We start from the raw sequence: 18,381 nt of genomic DNA, 5'->3' as shown, positions 1-18,381 counted from the left end.
CTTCCATGGCCTTGCGCGCTAGTCCAGATACCAGTGCCCATACCACCAGCACGTGAAATAATATGACCAGCCCTAAACCGACAAACTTCTTGCCCGGCTCTTGCTGGCGATTTGAAAAATCCATTCCCACTCCCATTGTTATATTGAAGGTTTTTTTGCCGCTCTGTCCTGACATATGTGTATCGTCATATGACGCCCTCCAAAACCAGCTCAGCCTCACCACATGCTTGATATGGAATTAAAAGAATGCAATGACGATCATATATCCCGCAATTTTTCAGCTACAAATGAACTCTGAAAAATGACGTCCCCCGGGGCAAAATAAATACCACTCCAGTACAAGTTTCACTTCCAGCCTATGCAATATGGTATGTGAACCGTCTGTCTTTGAATTTGGCTCACTTTAGTGTCCTCATAACTGGCTGTCAAGCGGTATCTATGTGGTATTAACAATGTTGTGACTGGCATGCCGCACTATCGGAAAATTTGCGCCCCTCCCCGCCTTAATTCACCAAAAGATTTAAGTCAAAATTCTGCTATTTTTTTACAACTGGTCTTAACGATCGAAAGCATGGATTACGCAAAACTCTTCGTAAAAAAGCGTGGTGAACGTATTTTTTTTCGCTTCCCTGGCTTCATTTTTTCTTTCGTTTTGAACGCGCCGAATCTGCTTATTTAAGCATCAGTAAAGGCATATATAAATTAATATAAAAAATTTAGTTTAACGCCACTTCAAATCCACTTTTTTGTTTAAAAAACGCACAGTTATAGACCACTTGTGGAATTAAAACATCAGTCCACTTTCATACTTGGCAAATTAAAAAAAATAATTTATCCAATAAAAACAAATAGATACATGACATATAGATGTCAAAAAAGAAACCAATTAAACATCGCATAGATACCACTTAGATACCGATTGACAACCTGTTTCGTCATCACTAAAGTGCTTCACATCCGGTGTAGTTGTTTCGAGTGGTAGTTAACTCAGAATGTTTTTTGTTCTGCAGCGGGTTGTACCGAAAATACTCACTGTCTGCTACGTCAAGTGCGTAAGGTATGGGGGAGAAGGCAATTTTTTGTAACGGACCTGAAACTTTTCACAGGTCTTAACCGAAGGAGAATTAAATGCAAAATAAATTGAGTCCAATGAGAAGTAATCTAACGCCTGTGGCTTCCGCTGTTGCGGTCCTGGTCATGAGTGTTGCAATGCAGGCGCAAGCACAAGAAGCCGCGAAACCAGCAGGCCCTCAAGAGGTGGTCGTAACTGGTATTCGTGCGTCTCTGCAACAGTCTCTGAATCAAAAACGCAATGCCGATAATTTCGTTGAAGTGATTACAGCCGAAGACATCGGCAAGATGCCTGATAAAAACGTGGCTGACTCATTGCAGCGTGTACCTGGCGTCAGTGTTGCGGCAGCTGGCGGTGGCGAAGGCAGCTTTGGTGAAAACGACCGCGTTGCTTTGCGCGGCACACCGTTCGGCCTGACACTGACAACATTGAATGGCCACTCAGTATCAAGTGGTGACTGGTTTGCTGACAACATCGTTGGCGGTGGCCGCAGTGTCAGCTTCTCTTTGTTCCCATCTGAATTGATCGGTCGTGTGACTGTTCATAAAGGTTCCCAGGCTAACCTGCTCGAAGGTGGCGCTGAAGGTGTCGTGGATATCGAAACACGCAAACCACTGGACTTCAAAAAACAATTCAATGCCCAAGCAAGTATCGGTTTGGTTAATTCAGCCAACTCTGGTAAATCTGACGCACAATTAAGCGGCATGGTCGCATGGAAAAATGATGCCTCCACCATGGGTATCCTGGTACAGGGCTTCCATCAAAAACGTACGCTGAGCCGTGCTGGTCAAGAGAATCAAATCTGGTGGGAAAAAGTTGATGTCGGTTCACCGATTGACAGTGCGATCAAAGGTGCAGGTACAGCCAATACTGCAACATCGCCAGCTTCTGGCGCGTTGACAAGCTTCCTCGGCGGTACTGCCTGGTTTGAACAACAGCGTACCCGTGAAGGTGGCCTGATCGACTTCCAGTTCAAGCCATCCAAAGATGTGAACATTGATGTAACGGCATTCCAGTCTCATCTGGATGCACCTAACGTCAATCACAATTTCATGCAATCCCTTGGCCGTTTCGTTGGTCCATCCTGGGCGACAACTGGTTTCCCAACCAGTGCTGTCACGGGCACTTTGAACCAGGGCGTTATTTCTCAATTGACAGTGACTAATCCTGCTGGCTGCGTACCTTGCAGCGGCATGTCCAGCTCTGTTCAGGAAATTTTCTCTCGTCCTGTAGCAGAAAGCCAGTCGCAGTTCTTCAATGTTGACGGTTCTTTCCGTGTCAATGATCAGTTGACACTGGCAGGTAAAGTCGGTACGACCAAAGGCCTGGGCAACACCATCAGCGGCGCGATGGGTATCTGGATGCCTTGGACAGGTGGCAGCTATACAATACAAGGTTCTGACAAGCCAGTCATCTATGTGACACCGGGTGCTGACAAGTTCTCCATCGGCGGCTTTAACAATGGCGCACCAGGCACACCAGGCGCACCATATACTTATGGCTCCCACGTAACAGCAAATGACAAAGAAGATTACGCACAAATCGACGGTACGTTCAAAACCGATCTGTCCAGCATCCCTACTTTGCGTTTCGGCTTCCGTGCTGCTGAACACAAACGTGATCTGACATCGATTGGTAACAATGCCCTGCCAGGTTTGAGCAATGCGGCGAATCTGCCTATGTCTGGTTTGACAGCTTTCCCAAGCATCTTTAATGACCTGGGTGCAAACGGCGCCGGTTACTGGACATTCTCACAAGCTTCTGTGAATGCCTGGTTAGCTCAGTACACCAACTACAGTGGCCACTTGCTGCAAAATGAATTCTCCATCAAGGAACCAACACAGTCTGCTTATGTGATGGCTGACTTTGCTGGCGAAGGCATCAGCGGTAATTTCGGTTTGCGCGTTGCCCATACCAGCGAGCAAGTTACCCGTAATGAAATCGGTGCTTCCGGCAATTTTGAACCAAGAACGTATAACAACAGCTATATCGATTTCCTGCCAAGTGCAAACTTCCGCATGGATCTGAACAAAGACATGGTTGCACGTTTTAGTGTTTCCCGCACGATGGCTCGTCCTGAACTGGGTCAAATGGCTGGTCTGGATCTGCGTGACGTACAAGGTACAGGTAACGGTGGTAACCCTAACCTGAAACCTATCCGCGCCAATACGGTAGATCTGGGCGTGGAATGGTATTTCGCACCGAAATCCCTGGTTTCTGCTGATGCGTTCTATTCTGCTCTGGATGGTTACGTTACCTATGGTTCAAGCACAGGTACGTTCTATAACCAGATCCAGAAGAAAAACACTGTGTATGCGATGAGTACGCCTATCAATACACAAGCTGAAGTAAAAGGTCTGGAATTGTCGTATATCCAGGCATTGCCAGCAGGTTTTGGTATCAACGCCAACTACACCTATACTCTGGGTAAAGAAACTGGCGCAGCTCCTGGTTCCAAGTGCGGCGATCTGCTTGCGCCTGATTGTACTTTGATCGGTACTTCCAAGAATGCCTATAACATTGGCGCGTTCTACGAAGATAACAAATTCAGCGCACGTCTGACATACAGCTATCGTTCCGGTTTCCTCAATGGTACCAGCCGTAACAGCGCTGCGTTCCAGAATGATATCGGCACTTTGTCTGCAACACTGGCTTACCAGATCAATGACAGCCTGTCCATTTCCCTGGACGGCAAAGATCTGAATAATCCACTGGTCAGCTCTGTATGGAAAACACCTGGTGCAGCAGATTTGCCAGCATCACTGTATAAAAATGGCCGTCAAATCTTCCTGACTTTGCACGCCAAAATGTAATTATCATGAATGCGGGAGGGAATATCTGTCACACCAGGATATGCCTTCCCGTTCTTGAAAGTGATGAGCCTCCCTGGTCTCATCACTTTTTTTGTTTTAACTTCAGCAAATTTTGTTAATGTAGATGGTTCGCCAATTTAAACGGCATCGCATTTCAATTTACTCATGACAATGGCCCGTGACTATGACTACGCAAAAACCTGTTAAAAAAATCATGATCGTTGGTGGCGGCTCTGCAGGCTGGATGGCCGCATTAATCATTGCCCACTCTGTAAAAGAAAAAGATATAGAAGTCACCGTCGTAGAATCGCCGACAGTTGGCGTGATCGGTGTTGGTGAAGGCTCTACACCTGTCTTGAAAAAATTCTTCGATAATTTGGGCATACAGGAATCAGAATGGATGCCGGAATGTAATGCCACTTATAAATCTGGTATTGCCTTTGACGGTTGGTCAACCAAACCAGGCCATGAAAGCTATTTTCATCCATTTGTGACGATGATAGACAACCTGACATTGCCGGTGTTTATCAATAACGTCAAAGCACGGCTGAACGGCGAAGATGTATGCGCCCTGCCCAACAAATTTTTTCTCTCATCAAAACTTGCTGAGAACAGCCTGGCACCTATTGCAGCGCATAACTTTCCATTTTTTACGACATATGGCTATCATTTCGACGCCATGTTATTGGGCAAATTTTTACATAAGAAAGCGCTGGAAATGGGCATCCGCCATATCAGCGCCCACATTACCGATACGAGGCTCGATGCCAGCGGCAATATTGCTGCCGTTCTCATTGAAGGTGGCGACCCGCTGGAAGCCGATTTTTTTGTCGATTGCTCCGGTTTTGCTGCGCTGTTGATAGGTAAGGCCCTGAAAACACCTTTTGTCAGTTACGCCGACCATTTATTAAATGATTCAGCCATTGCCATGCCGACGGAAATCGGGGCGTCCATTCCTACCCAAACGATTTCCACTGCAATGAAATATGGCTGGTCATGGAAAATCCCCCTGCAAAATCGCTATGGCAATGGCTATGTCTACAGCTCTGCATTTACAACTCCCGAAAAGGCAGAACAAGAGTTGCGCGAAAAACTGGGCATGCTGGAATCAGATACCCAGGCGCGTCACTTGAAAATGAAACTGGGACGTGTAGAAAAACACTGGAACAAGAATTGTCTGGCCGTTGGCTTGTCGCAAGGCTTTTTAGAACCGCTTGAAGCAACTGCGCTGTACCTGACACAAATGACGGCGGCCATTTTCTGTCTGTTCCTGGAAAAAGGTGACCTGAGTGAGCAGGCACAAAATGTCTACAATCAACAAATCAATGATTATTTTGACGGGCACCGTAACTACATCATTGCCCATTACAAAACCAATACACGGACAGATACCGACTACTGGAAAGCCAATGCGGCAAATCTGCATACCATACCGGATTCGCTCAAGCAGGTTTTTGCCACCTGGCTGGAAGGGCGCGATCTGGGAGATGAAATTCGCCGGCAAAAAATCGACACTTATTATCCGGTAGCGTCATGGTATTCGCTGATGGCTGGCATGGGCGTATTTCCGCAGCCCGACAAACCTGCGGCAGATACAGGGCCAGGCCAGTCAGAGCCGCTAGGTGATTTTATCCAGCGTTGCGCCTTGAACTTCCAGGATCACCGTACAGTTCTGTCTGCCCAAAGACCTGTGATGTGAGGCCTTCACTTCATAGTGGGCTACCCCCGCCATGAAATGACTCAAACATGCACCAGAGGGGCAAATGCAGCGCGGTGTGTTTTTGCACCAGTTTTTCAGCTAAACTGAAGTCAAACTGGTAAAAAAAACATTTCTCTGCTTGCATGCCCATCAATTATCTATCAAACCTGACCTCTGCCAAACGCACTCCCCAATCCAATCTACATCTGGGAGTGAGTCTGGCATGCGTGGCTGGTGCCTTGAATGCAGGTGGCTTTTTGGCGGTGGGACAATATACCTCTCATATGACAGGCATGCTTTCTTCTGCGGCCGACGACTTGGTCCTGGGCAAGTTACTGCCCGCATTTGCGGCGCTTTTCATGCTTGTTGCTTTTGCCTGGGGAGCAGCATGTACAGCACTCATTGTCAACTATGCCAGACGAAACGGCCTGCGCAATATTTATACCCCGGTCTTATTATTTGAAGCGGCCCTGCTTTTGCTATTTGGCCTGGTTGGTTCAGAATTACAAGCGCATGCCTTTATCACAGTTTCTTTGACCACGGTCTTGTTATGTTATGTGATGGGCTTGCAAAATGCTCTGATTACCAAAATTTCACATGCAGAAATTCGCACTACCCATGTTACAGGCCTGGTGACCGACATCGGAATAGAACTGGGTAAATTAATTTACTGGAACAAGAACAGGGATGAGTTTCATCAACGAAACGAAGTCGGCGCCAACTTGCAAAAACTGCGTTTGCATGCGTCACTTGTCCTCGCTTTTTTTGTTGGCGGCGTACTTGGCGCTTTCGGTTTTAAGTACTTTGGCTTTATTTCCACCTTGCCTATTGCCATTGCACTGGTTATCTTGTCTCTGGCACCCAATCTGAAAAAACGCTGATTTAGAAACATTGGTTCAGGGCCTGAAAACAATTTATTGAAACCAACTAACTATCCACTTTATTCCAATTTCTACCAAGCATGTCTATATCTGATCCAGCACAACTTTTTCAACGGGTACCAGAATTACTGGCGCTCAGCGAAGACCCAAAAATCAGCCGGGCGATAGAAACAGGCGACCCCTTCAAGGTCTACCGCGCTCTGGTATTGGCCAGATTATTCCGGCGTTTGCCTGAACATAAAGCTGTATTGAAAGCACTGACACAGGAGCGGCGCCTGTTTGCCAAGCCTTTGAAGAGCACGCCTTCATTAGGCAGTATTAACTCCATCGGGTTCAGTTTTATCGGTGAATCGGAAAAAGACAGCGATGGCAGCTATATCGCCTTGCATGCATTTGTCATTTTATTTGCCATCCCATTGGTCCCACTTGGCTCTTACGTCGTCAGAGTAAGTGGTCCAAATCAATGGCAGATTTTTGCCCGCGCCCCTTTGGGTATTCTCGGTTGGCTATACACGCGTGGTCTGGCAATGATTCTGGTAGTCTTGGTATTGACCGGGGCGGCGCATAGTTACCACGAGTCGAATTACCAGGACCTGACTCTGCTCAATGGCTTTGAAGTGCCGCTGACAGTCAGCTTCGGCAATCAGGTCATCAGCGTACCCGCACAGGGACGAACCACCATTACCCTGGAAGCAGGCATTCAGCACGGTACCGCCAGGGCTATCAAGGCTGGCGTCATCGATACCCTAGACACCACGCTTGAAAGCAGTGACCGTTACAGCATCTGGAATATTGCCGGTGCAGCCCCATTAGTACGCAATACAATTGTTTATACCAAAGAGAGCTTACCCAGAGCCGACAATGTCAACAACACTGGTGGACAAACCGTCTATTGCGGCAAACGTTTTATTGAACTCAGTAATATCAAATATGCGTTTACCGAGCCACCGCAGACAATGACGATGAGCAAGCATGAAAACGAGACCCGCGTAGAACATATTACTGTCATCAGTCAACCCAAGACTGCCGGTGTTTTTTCCTGCATTAACTATGCTTTTTCCCGCAATCAGGAAAAGCAAATGACAATGGCAATGGATGCATTACTTCCACTCAAGGATTGGGATCCCCGCTATGTGGACGTTGCCTTGCAAATTGCCCGCAGCACTTCCACCGCGGAAGCAATACGTCTGTCGCGTCGTATCGTCAAAGAAAACCCTGGCAACATTATTATGGAACGTAATTTGCAGGATATACGTGACGAGGCTGGCGAACATGAGTTGATGTTGCGTGAATATGCCGAACGCGCCAGACAAAAACCTGATGCATCCAATGAACAATATTTGTATGTGTCTTTATTTAGCGGCATAGATGGTTTGCAGAGAATGGCGGAGCTGGCGCAGAAATTTCCTGACAACACGAATATCCTGCGCAGCCTGGTCTGGCGGAAAGCAGCGCACGGTGATGTAGCTGGCGCCTACCACGATTTAACGCATCTGCATCAACTTTCGCAGCAAGATGCCAATTATTTATTTGAAGTAGAGATACGCCTGCTGCTGGCACAGCAACGCCATAAAGAAGCTTTAAAGTTGCTCGAAACAACACTCAGCGACAAAAAGACAGAGCACTATTCAGAACGGGCCCTGGAATTTGGCCTGATCGCACGTCAACTTAATATGGACCCACAAAAGTATTTGCACAGTTTTCCAGATAAAGCACAAAACGACCAGATACTAGACGCAGTGCGTATGCGCGCAGGATTGCCACTGAATAAAGCTGAAAACAAAGATGCGCCCATCATCAAGCTTGGCTTTGTATTGCGTGAAAAACCTGATCAGGCACTGGCCTTGCTGACAGAAATTCATGCGATGGAACTGCGTAGCCTTCTTGGACGGGATCAATTGGGCTTACTATACGGTGAAGCGGTCAGAACCCATAATCAAACTGCCATCAACAAGCTCCAGAGTTTGCTCTACCTGAGCAAGGCTGACCTGAAGCTGTATGATCAATTTGTCTGCGGTGAAAATGTCAACCTTGATGCCGCAGATATAGAGCCGGATTTACTGGCATCAGCATTTTTCATACGCTCACGCAATCCTGGCCTTTCTTCACAAGAAAAAACCAACTGGCGTCAGCGGGCAGCAAAAACTGATGTGCTGCAAGGCGGGGTGACAACCGCTATCAAACAATGGCAGAGTTGACATATCCATGAAAACTGAACATAGAAAAAAATCACAAAATTCCAATCTGACACAACGAGCCGGGATGGTCGTTGCGCTTTGGCTGGGTTTCTGGATACTGGCTTTAGGCCTGGTCGCAGGTTTGGCCTGGATACCCCTGGCTCAGATGAATCATCGCTCATCGCTGCAATTTTCCGGCATCATCGCAGGTATTGCGGCCTTGACCCTGGCGTATGCGCTGCGACCACGAAAAAAAGAAAAAAACAACGGCGACGCAGCAAAACCATTGTCACGCGAAACAGCTGCGCCTCTGTATGCCTTGCTGGAAAATATAGGCAAAGATCTCAAGGTGGAAGCGCCGGTCAATATACATTTGATCGGCGCAGCGTCGGCTTTTATCAGCGGCAAGAAAAACTGGCGCGGCAAAATCACTGAACTTGAAGTGGGGCTTGGCCTGCCCTTGCTTGGCACTTTGTCTGAAGCGGAACTGGGTTCGGTCATTGCGCATGAATTTGGTCATTTTGTAGCCGGTGATTTATCACTGGGGCCATGGGTATATCGTACCCGCATGTCTATCGCTTATACGGTCACGGACCTGGATGATTCCCTATTTTTCCTGGATGTCTTGTTCCGCTACTACGGCAAATGGTTTCTGCGCTTGTCTGCGGGCGTCTCAAGAGAACAGGAATTTGCAGCCGATGCACTGGCTGCAAAAAAATTCGGCCCTGTCGCCACCCGTAATGCACTGGAAAAAGTCCATCTGATATCTCCTGTGTGGTCCAGCTATCTGGACTACGAATTGGGGCCAGCACTAAATCGCGGCGCGCGCATGCCTATTTTTGAGGGTTTCCGGCGATTCTGCAAACCTGGTCTCAGGCGCGCCGACATCCAGACAGCCATAAAGCGTGCCGAATCCCGTTCCAGTTCAGAATTTGATACCCATCCCTCACTGGAGGAACGGGTAGCGGCGATTGTTCCACACGCGAAACCAGGTTTCCCGCCACTCTCACAATGCCTGCACTTATTGGGTGGTGAACAGCAGACTGAAGATGCATGGTATGCCCTGCTCCACAAGGAAAATCTTAAATCCAGCAATTGGGATGACTACGCGACCAGTATCATGCAAGTGCAGATACAACAGCGTTTCGCCGGAAGCTGGATGGATCCGCAAAAACTGGCCTTGAGTGAATTGAAAAACATAGCTGTAGATCCTAACGCTTTATGGGGCAGACTAAAGCCGGAAGGCGTCAGCTTTTTATCGCCGCTGGGAAAACGTCAGCACGTGCTGGAGATCATGGAAGAATGGATCAGTGCCTGTCTTATCCATTATGGCTTCAAGGCCAGTCAGATACCTGGCCAGGCACTGGTGATGACGCGGGCTGACCTGAGTGTGCGGCCAGCTGAATTACTGGCGTCTGCATTACAGGGCAAGCTGAGCAACGCTGACCTGGCGCAATTCATGCAAATTACAACAGAATTAGAAACACCCGCAGAAGGGAAGGAATCAAGCGAATTTCAGGCAAACTAGTCTGTATTTAAACTTGGTGAGCTTTCTGCATGCGTTGCTCCATGCGTCTTTGCACAACTTCAAAACACAGGCTTAAGACCCAGTAGACGCAGGCTGCAGCGATATAAAGTGGTAAGGGGCGAAAACTGGTAGCAATGACCTCCTTGGTGGCCAGCATCAGTTCAGTCACCGTGATAACGGATACCAGTGAGGTATCCTTGATCAGGCTGATCAGGGTATTGCTCATTGATGGCACTGCTGTGCGCATGGCCTGGGGCACGACGATATAACGCAGTGTCTGGCCGTAATTCAAACCCAGGCTGGAACTGGCAGACCACTGACCACGGCTGACCCCTACTATCGCGCCACGTATACTTTCTGACAGGTAAGCACCTGCGTTCAGGCTCAGCGCCAGTATGCCTGCCGACGTTGCCGAGAATTCTATGCCTATGCTGGGCAAGCCGTAGTAAATAACAAAAATCTGTACCAGCAGGGGTGTACCACGTATCAGGCTGACATAGATGGCCGCCGGCGTACTGATCAGTCTGCTTGGTAATATCCGTGCAACCGCCAGCAAGAAACCCAGGATCAATCCCCCTACCATGGCTCCAATGGCAAACATCAAGGTATAGGCAACCCCCTTCAACATGACCGGGGCTGCCATTTGCAGCAATTCGAAAATTTCCATGGCGACTTTAAAAAGAAATATCCCCGTGATGACGGGGATAAGAGAACTCATTTCATCAATAGGGTGAGATGCGTTCTTATGATATCAAATGGAGTACATCCACTTAATCATACATGCGTAAGCAGCCGGCAATCCGTATTAAACAGTATCACCGGCTTGATTTAGCTTATTTGTCGCTTAAGGCGCAACAGGTGCCTTGCTGACATCCTTGCCAAACCATTTATTGGATACCTTGGCAAAGCTGCCGTCTTTGATGATGTCAGCCAGGGCTGCATTCAAAGCAGCTGCAAACTTGGGATTGCCCTTTTGGAAGGGAATGCCATTTTTTGCGATTTCACCGATAGGTGCGCCCGCCTTGATAGGCAGGTTACTAGTCTTGACCAGGTAAGCAACCATCAGACTGTCATTCAAAGCAGCGTCAACACGGCCCGCTGCCAGATCTTGCAGATACTCAGGTGCACCTGGGTAGCTCTTGACTTCCACACCAGCGACAGCCTTGGCACGCTCTTCGTAATTGCTACCCTGCCCTACGCCAAGTTTCTTGCCTTTCAGGTCTTCCAGATTGTTAAAGGCGCGTTTCTCGTCTTTTTTGACGATGAGCTGCGCGCTGGAGACCGTGTATGGGTCAGAGAAATCAAAAGTTTCCTGACGCTTGGCAGTAACGCCAACCTGATTGACGATGACATCAAACTTGCCTGCTGACAAACCTGCGAGTATGCCGCTCCATTCGGAAGTCAAAAATTCTGGTTTGACACCCAGCTTAGCCGCCAGTAATTTGGCGACATCCACGTCAAAGCCAGCCAGTTCATTGGTTTTGGTATCTTTAAAATTAAATGGTGGGTAAGTGCCTTCAAGCGCAATTTTCAAGGTTCCGCGCGCTTTGACTGTATCAAGCAAGTCCGCAGCTGTTGCCGACAAGGAAGCACCAGCCAGTATCACGCCAGTCAATAAAGTGGAGATTGTTTTTTTTGTAGAAATTCTCATCATATTCCTGAAAAATAATCAGCACAGCATCCGGGCAGATGCAGGCGTGTAAATAAAAAACAAATAGAAGCATGCCGGATAGCAATACCTATCCAAACGGCGCTGTGCCTATGATATGTAGACTAGATGGCTAAGGACAACGAAGTATTTCTTATTTGCATATACCAAGCTTACACATATGCAAAAAACGCAGAACAGGAAATCAAAACGGGAGAATATCTGGCAGCACACCACCAGCCTGTGGTGGTGTGCTGCCAGATCGTTGATATCAGAAGGAAGGTAAATCGCTCAGGCTATGGCCGGGATCATCGTAGCTGGCCGTGGTCAGGCCGTGTGCTCCGTCCTCATACATAATGCCAACCACCTTGGGGCCAAGTATGATGCCATTGCTGCTGTGAAATTTTGGAATGACTTCATCGCCGTTGGCAATGGTTTCAAGAACTGCCTGCACGTCCACTTCCTGCGGGTCTTCCACGATAGCGGGCGGCATGACCTGACCGCCTTTGCTTTTACCCCAACGCACCTTGGCGACGCGTTCACCACTATCATCAAAACGGACGGCTTCAATAAAAAATAGCGCCATGATCAAGCTCCTCGTAAATGCTGCAACAGTAAATCGGGAAGAAGTGTGAAAGCTATTGTACCCCTGGGATATTACAGATTGACGTCAGAAGTAATAATAAAAAAACCCTTATAAATCAGAATATTAGCAAATCAAAGCGGTGTTTCAAGCAGATTCTGCAAACCCAATGAAAAAGCGGCTTACAGAAGTCTTTCGCTCTGTAAGCCGCTTGAATGCAGCGATTTTAGTTCAACAGTACTTAAATATTTCCGTCTTAAATTGCTTTCAGGAAATTTAGGTTAGCCTAATTTTGCCGCGTGTTCACGCGTCGCATGGAAGGTCACGCCGGGCCAACGTTCTTGCGTCAATTTCAAATTCACGCCCGATGTCGCCAGGTAAGCCATATTGCCCGCAGCATCATAGGCGATGTTGCCACCGGCGCTGGAGCGTTCAAAGTCGGCCAGCATTTTCTTGTCTTCACAACTGATCCAGCGTGCGCTACTGATGCTGGTGCCTTCAAACACGGCATCCACACCATATTCATTTTTTAGACGGCTGGCTACGACTTCAAACTGCAAGACACCGACCGCACCCAGCACCAGATCACTGCTGACGACAGGCTTGAATACCTGTACCGCACCTTCTTCGCCCAATTGCTGCAAGCCTTTTTGCAATTGCTTGATCTTCAACGGGTTCAAAATACGTGCCGTACGGAAAAAGTCTGGCGCGAAATAAGGGATGCCGGTAAATTGCAGCAACTCACCTTCAGAGAAACTGTCGCCTATCTGCATATTGCCATGGTTAGGCAAGCCAATGATGTCACCGGCGTAAGCCTCTTCCACCTGTTCACGTGAAGATGCCATGAAGGTGACAACGGAAGATACCTTGATCTCACGGTTCAGACGCAAGTGCTTGAGCTTCATGCCACGCTCGAACCGGCCAGAACACACACGCAGGAAGGCAATGCGGTCACGGTGGGCCGGGTCCATATTCGCCTGGATTTTGAAAATAAAACCAGAAAACGGCGTCTCTTTTGGTTCCACTGAACGCACAGTGGCGTCACGTTCACGCGGTGCAGGTGCCCAGTCCAGCAAGGCATTCAAAATTTCACGCACACCGAAGTTATTGATGGCAGAACCAAAGAACACCGGCGTCTGTACACCCGCCAAAAAGTCTTCGAGGCTGAAGGGGTGGGAAGCCCCATGCACCAGCTCGACCTCCATCTTCAGTTGTTCAATTTCCAGCGGGAACATCTCTACCAGACGTGGATTATTAATGCCCTTGATGACTTCAAATTCCTGGTCAGCACGCTCGCTACCTGGTGTGAACAGTAAAATCTCATCTTTCAGTATATGGTATACGCCACGGAAAGCCTTACCCATGCCTATCGGCCAGGTCACCGGTGCACACTGTATTTTCAGTACGGATTCCAGTTCATCCAGCAATTCCAGCGGGTCACGGGTTTCGCGGTCCATCTTGTTGACGAAGGTGATGATAGGCGTATTACGCATGCGGCAGACATTGAGCAGCTTGATGGTCTGTTCTTCCACACCTTTGGCGGCATCGATCACCATCAGGGCCGAATCGACAGCAGTCAACACGCGGTAGGTATCTTCAGAAAAATCCTGGTGGCCCGGCGTATCGAGCAGGTTGACCACATGGTCGCGGTATTCAAACTGCATGACGGAGGAAGCTACCGAAATGCCGCGCTGCTTTTCTATCTCCATCCAGTCGGATGTCGCATGGCGGCCGCTCTTGCGCGCCTTGACCGTACCCGCCAGCTGGATCGCGCCCGAAAACATCAGCAGCTTTTCAGTCAGCGTGGTTTTACCCGCATCCGGATGGGAAATAATGCCGAAGGTGCGGCGACGTGCCACTTCGCGGCTGATCAGGTCTTTTGACGGTGCGCTGGTCGCGACCGGCTCATTGGCGACATCACTGTCTGATTCTGGTGCGTCGTCTGAGGATGTATTCATGGTGTTCATTGCTGATGCCGCAAAAATGGAAGAAAAACACGCAAGTTTAGCTCTTATTGGGGATGAAGTCGAATTCCGGCTAAAGGCAAAGCCAGTGAAATTGCAGGCGACCCGGTCAGAACATGAGAAAAATAACAATTCCCGAGAGATTTTCTTGCACTTTCCTGTGGCAATGCCATGATATGAAAATACCCATTCCACTGCCAGGTCATGCAGGATAACCATGAATAAAATTGCCTCTTACGCAATATATACTGCTTGTGCTGCCTGCTTGCTGGCATCTGCGCCGGCGATAGCGGGTTCCGGTTATTACCTGGTATCCATCTATGAGAATGAGGGTGAGAAAACCATCGATTACAAATCCTGGTCATCTTTCGTCGATAACCGCCCTACATCGACCGTCCCGGAACTGGGCTTGAGTTACATGCCCAACAAAACCTGGTATACCGAAATTTATGCCAGCTGGTTCAGGCGCGGTGCTGGGTCGCTGGCGAATAGCGCCTGGGCCTGGCAAAATGATTTCCTGCTGACTCATGGGCAATATCCTGTCGATGTCGCCTTGCATACCAACCTGAACAGGAACACAGACACCAGCCGTGGCGTGGATTTTGAATTTGGCCCAGCCATGCAAACAGAATTTGGCCGGGTGCAAGTCAATGCCAATGTGTTTCTTGAACGCACCTATCGCACGACGCCAGCGACCAGCCCGCAAATGAAATACCAGTGGCAGGCCAAATACCGCTATCACTCAGGCGTGGAATTGGGCCTGCAGGGCTTTGGCGAACTCGGCGACTGGGATAACTGGTCGTCAAAAGCACTGCAATCGCATCGTGCCGGCCCTGTCCTGTCGGGCAGTTTCAAACTTGGTGATGCAGCCAGCATCAGCCAGGTCATCAAATACGAAGCTTCGTATGTCATGGGCAAACTCAACGCCCGTCATGCCAGTGTCTTTAGCATGCGCATGCAATACGCATTCTGATCTGCACACAATTTGCCCCGTTTGCTATATCCTCGTCATCTTTGCTTGTTATCATCTTTGCTCTTACCTCACTATCTATCTGATACTCCTATGAAAAAGTTACTGATCTCAGCCTTCATGCTGGCACTGGCCAGTTTGCCGCAATTGAGTTTTGCCTGGGGCGCCGATGGCCACCAGACCGTAGGGGCGATTGCCGAATCGCTGCTGACGGGCACCAAGGCTGGCGCCCAGGTCAGGGCCTTGCTGGGTGAAAATACCCTGGAAAAAGTGGCGGTATGGGGTGATTGTGTCAAAGGTATTGCACCGGACAAGGATTTTGCCTATACATCGGCTGGTCGCTATCCTGAGTGTGCCTCCTTTGAAACCGCAGCAGGCATAGCCGCTATGAGCGATTATGTAAAACGTAATGACAGCAATTGCAACCCGGCCATTGGCGAAGAAAACTGCCACAAACAGTATCACTATGCCGATGTCAGCCTGCAGCATGATCATTACAAGACCGGTTACGTCGGTACCAGTGACCATGACGTGGTCAATGCCATCCGCGCGGCCGTGCTGGTATTGCAAGGTAAGCCACAACCGAAGCCTTTCAATTTCAAGGACAAGCAGGAAGCCTTGATTTTGCTGACCCATTATGTTGGCGACCTGCATCAGCCTCTGCATGTTGGTTCCGTCTTCCTCAATGCCGATGGCAAGATCATCAACCCTGATGAAGGCCAATACGACCACAACAGCAACACTGTAGGTGGCAACGCTCTGCAATGCCCCTGCGGCAACCTGCACTCTTTGTGGGATGACCTGCCCGTACAATTCAAGCGTGGCCGCATGAATGACGGTCTGGCCAAACGGGCGAAAACTATTGCTCCCACCGGCGGTGCCATTGAGGATTTACCTGCTTTGTGGGCCGATGATGCCATCCGTGATGCCAGGATATTGTTTGCCGGCACGCAGTTCAGCAAAAGTACGCCGAACCAAAAAGGTAATAACTGGTCTATAGCGTTGCCACTGGAATATGAGAAAACCATGCTCAACATGAAAGAAGATGCGCTGGCACGTGCTGGCGCGCATCTCGCGCAGTTATTGAAGGCCGTCTGGCCTGAATAAAAACAATACCTGCAAAACAAGGAAAAATACTATGACTTTCACTCCCTTTCGCTGGATAGGAAAAGGTTTCAAATATTTATGGGCGGCCCTGGACTTTAGCCGTCGCGTACTGTTAAACCTGCTGCTACTTATTTTACTGATCGCGCTTGCGATCAGTATTTTTAGTGGTGGTGTTAAAAAAATTGAAGACAAGACCGCCCTATTGCTCGATTTCAAAGGCCCGCTGGTAGAGCAGAATTCTGGTAGTACCCGCGACACCCTGATCGCCGAAGCCCGGGGTGACGTCAGGAAAAGCACGCAATTGCGTGACATTTTGGCGGTACTGGATCAGGCGGCAAAAGATCCCAGCATCAGCAGCGCAGTATTATTGCTTGATGAAATGGGTGGATCGGGCTTGCCCATGCTGCGCGAAGTAGCAGCCGCCATTGATCGCTTCAAAGCCAGTGGCAAGACCGTGGTTGCCTGGGGTTCCAGTTTCGACCAAAAGCAATATTATCTGGCGTCCCATGCGAATGAAATTTATCTGCATCCTATGGGGTCGGTGATGATCAGCGGTTTTGGCCGTTACCAGAACTATTATCGCGATGCGCTGGATAAATTCGGCGTCACGGTGACCGTTCTGAAGGCTGGGGATTATAAAAGCTTTGGTGAACCCTATGTTGCCAATGGCCCGTCACCAGAAGCCGCTGAAGCAGAGAACTTCCTCTATAGCGCGCTGTGGAAAACTTACACCACCGACGTAGAAAAAGCCCGTAAGCTGCCAGATGGCACCATCATGAATGGTATCAACAACCTGACCCAACTGATGACAGCGGCTGGTGGTGATATCGCCAAACTTGCCATCAATACGAAGTTGGTAGACGGCTTGAAAACCCGCGATGAATTACGGGAGCTGATGCTGAAACGCGGCATCAGGGATGAACAGATCAAGAGTTTCCGTCAAATCCCGTTTGAAGATTATCTGTCACGCCTGCATCCTAAAGTATTTGGTGATGCTATCGGTGTCGTCGTGGCATCTGGCGAAATCAGTGAGGGCATGGCACCACCGGGTTCCATCGGCGGTTTGTCTACCGCCAGCCTGATACGCAAGGCGCGTGAAGACGACAATATCAAGGCCATCGTTTTGCGGGTTGATTCCCCTGGCGGCAGCGCGTTTGGTTCTGAGCTTATCCGCCGTGAACTGGAATTGACACGCAAAGTTGGCAAGCCTGTTGTTGTCTCCATGGGCAATGTCGCAGCATCTGGCGGCTACTGGATATCGATGGCAGCAGATGAAGTGATTGCGGATGAAGCCACCATCACCGGCTCTATCGGTGTCATCGCCATTTTGCCGACAGCGGATAAAGCGATAGAAAAAATTGGCGTACACACTGCTGGCTCACCAACCACCTGGCTGGCAGATGCCTACAACCCGCTGCGCCCGCTGAACCCGCGTTTTGCTGAAGTTTTGCAAGCAAGTATCAATCATACTTATGCAGATTTCACAGGCAAAGCAGCCGCTGCTCGCAAGACCACGCCAGAAAAGATCAACGCCGTCGCTCAAGGCCGGGTCTGGACTGGCCAGCAAGCCAAGGAACGTGGACTCATTGATACCGTAGGCAGTTTTGGTGACGCGCTGAAATCCGCATCTGCACGTGCCAAGCTGGGCAATGATTACCGTATCAGCTATATAGAACGCGAACCATCCAAATTTGACCGTATCTTCAGCATTTTCGGTGCCCAGACAGCCCAAATATTGCAAGACCAGTTCAAAGTAGCCGTGGTTCCAACAGGCTTGCCGCCATTGGCTGCTGGCCAGATGTTGTCTGACCTGACCTGGCTGGCAGATATCAACAAGGAAGGTAAAAGTTTTACGACACTGACGCACTGCCTGTGCAGGATGCCTTGATTGTCTTGATTACCTTGCTTGAATAAACAGATGAGGAGTTCCGCTTTACCA

General features: G+C 49.0%; 13 protein-coding genes. 9 read left to right on the top strand and 4 right to left on the bottom strand.

The window, feature by feature from the left end:
• Nucleotides 1-1,128: 1,128 nt before the first annotated feature.
• From ACO0LH_RS19820 to ACO0LH_RS19800, 5 genes are all read left to right on the top strand, one after another.
• Nucleotides 1,129-3,885 carry a TonB-dependent receptor gene (locus tag ACO0LH_RS19820; RefSeq protein ID WP_422942866.1) on the top strand — a complete coding sequence of 919 codons (2,757 nt, stop codon included), beginning with the start codon at nt 1,129-1,131 and terminating at the stop codon, nt 3,883-3,885.
• Between the two features lie 184 nt (nt 3,886-4,069).
• Entirely contained in the window at nt 4,070-5,584 is a 1,515-nt protein-coding gene (locus tag ACO0LH_RS19815; protein ID WP_422942865.1) for a tryptophan halogenase family protein, read from the top strand.
• Between the two features lie 143 nt (nt 5,585-5,727).
• Nucleotides 5,728-6,465 carry a YoaK family protein gene (locus ACO0LH_RS19810; protein ID WP_422942864.1) on the top strand — a complete coding sequence of 246 codons (738 nt, stop codon included), beginning with the start codon at nt 5,728-5,730 and terminating at the stop codon, nt 6,463-6,465.
• Nucleotides 6,466-6,545: 80 nt separating this feature from the next.
• Nucleotides 6,546-8,663, top strand: a complete 2,118-nt coding sequence (locus ACO0LH_RS19805; RefSeq protein ID WP_422942863.1) for a tetratricopeptide repeat protein — start codon at nt 6,546-6,548, stop codon at nt 8,661-8,663.
• A 7-nt stretch (nt 8,664-8,670) separates the two neighbouring features.
• The gene (locus ACO0LH_RS19800; protein ID WP_422942862.1) at nt 8,671-10,170 is read left to right on the top strand and encodes a M48 family metalloprotease; all 1,500 of its coding nucleotides are present in this window, start codon (nt 8,671-8,673) and stop codon (nt 10,168-10,170) included.
• Between the two features lie 7 nt (nt 10,171-10,177).
• On the opposite strand, the gene ACO0LH_RS19795 is transcribed toward ACO0LH_RS19800, so the two are convergent.
• The 4 genes from ACO0LH_RS19795 to ACO0LH_RS19780 all read right to left on the bottom strand — a co-directional run bounded on the left by ACO0LH_RS19795 (nt 10,178) and on the right by ACO0LH_RS19780 (nt 14,359).
• A complete protein-coding gene (locus ACO0LH_RS19795; protein WP_422942861.1) occupies nt 10,178-10,837 on the bottom strand; it encodes an amino acid ABC transporter permease in 660 nt (219 codons plus the stop codon).
• 177 nt (nt 10,838-11,014) lie between these two features.
• Complete coding sequence (locus ACO0LH_RS19790) at nt 11,015-11,821, bottom strand: transporter substrate-binding domain-containing protein (protein ID WP_422942860.1); 807 nt, start codon at nt 11,819-11,821, stop codon at nt 11,015-11,017.
• 268 nt (nt 11,822-12,089) lie between these two features.
• Entirely contained in the window at nt 12,090-12,404 is a 315-nt protein-coding gene (locus ACO0LH_RS19785) for a hypothetical protein (RefSeq protein ID WP_422942859.1), read from the bottom strand.
• A 278-nt stretch (nt 12,405-12,682) separates the two neighbouring features.
• Nucleotides 12,683-14,359 (bottom strand): peptide chain release factor 3, encoded by a 1,677-nt coding sequence (locus ACO0LH_RS19780; protein ID WP_422942858.1) that lies wholly within the window; start codon nt 14,357-14,359, stop codon nt 12,683-12,685.
• Between ACO0LH_RS19780 and ACO0LH_RS19775 the strand changes: the two genes are divergently transcribed.
• The 4 genes from ACO0LH_RS19775 to sppA all read left to right on the top strand — a co-directional run bounded on the left by ACO0LH_RS19775 (nt 14,358) and on the right by sppA (nt 18,330).
• Nucleotides 14,358-14,540, top strand: coding sequence for a hypothetical protein (locus tag ACO0LH_RS19775; protein WP_422942857.1), 183 nt, complete (start codon nt 14,358-14,360; stop codon nt 14,538-14,540). The genes ACO0LH_RS19780 and ACO0LH_RS19775 overlap by 2 nt on opposite strands.
• A 42-nt stretch (nt 14,541-14,582) precedes the next feature.
• Nucleotides 14,583-15,338, top strand: a complete 756-nt coding sequence (locus tag ACO0LH_RS19770; protein WP_422942856.1) for a hypothetical protein — start codon at nt 14,583-14,585, stop codon at nt 15,336-15,338.
• Between the two features lie 90 nt (nt 15,339-15,428).
• Complete coding sequence (locus tag ACO0LH_RS19765) at nt 15,429-16,442, top strand: S1/P1 nuclease (RefSeq protein ID WP_422942855.1); 1,014 nt, start codon at nt 15,429-15,431, stop codon at nt 16,440-16,442.
• 31 nt (nt 16,443-16,473) lie between these two features.
• Entirely contained in the window at nt 16,474-18,330 is a 1,857-nt protein-coding gene (gene sppA / locus ACO0LH_RS19760) for a signal peptide peptidase SppA (RefSeq protein ID WP_422942853.1), read from the top strand.
• Nucleotides 18,331-18,381 lie beyond the last annotated feature (51 nt).

The organism is Undibacterium sp. TJN19, from assembly GCF_049339485.1.
GTDB lineage: Bacteria > Pseudomonadota > Gammaproteobacteria > Burkholderiales > Burkholderiaceae_D > Undibacterium.
This window is presented reverse-complemented; position numbering and strand designations above follow the sequence as displayed.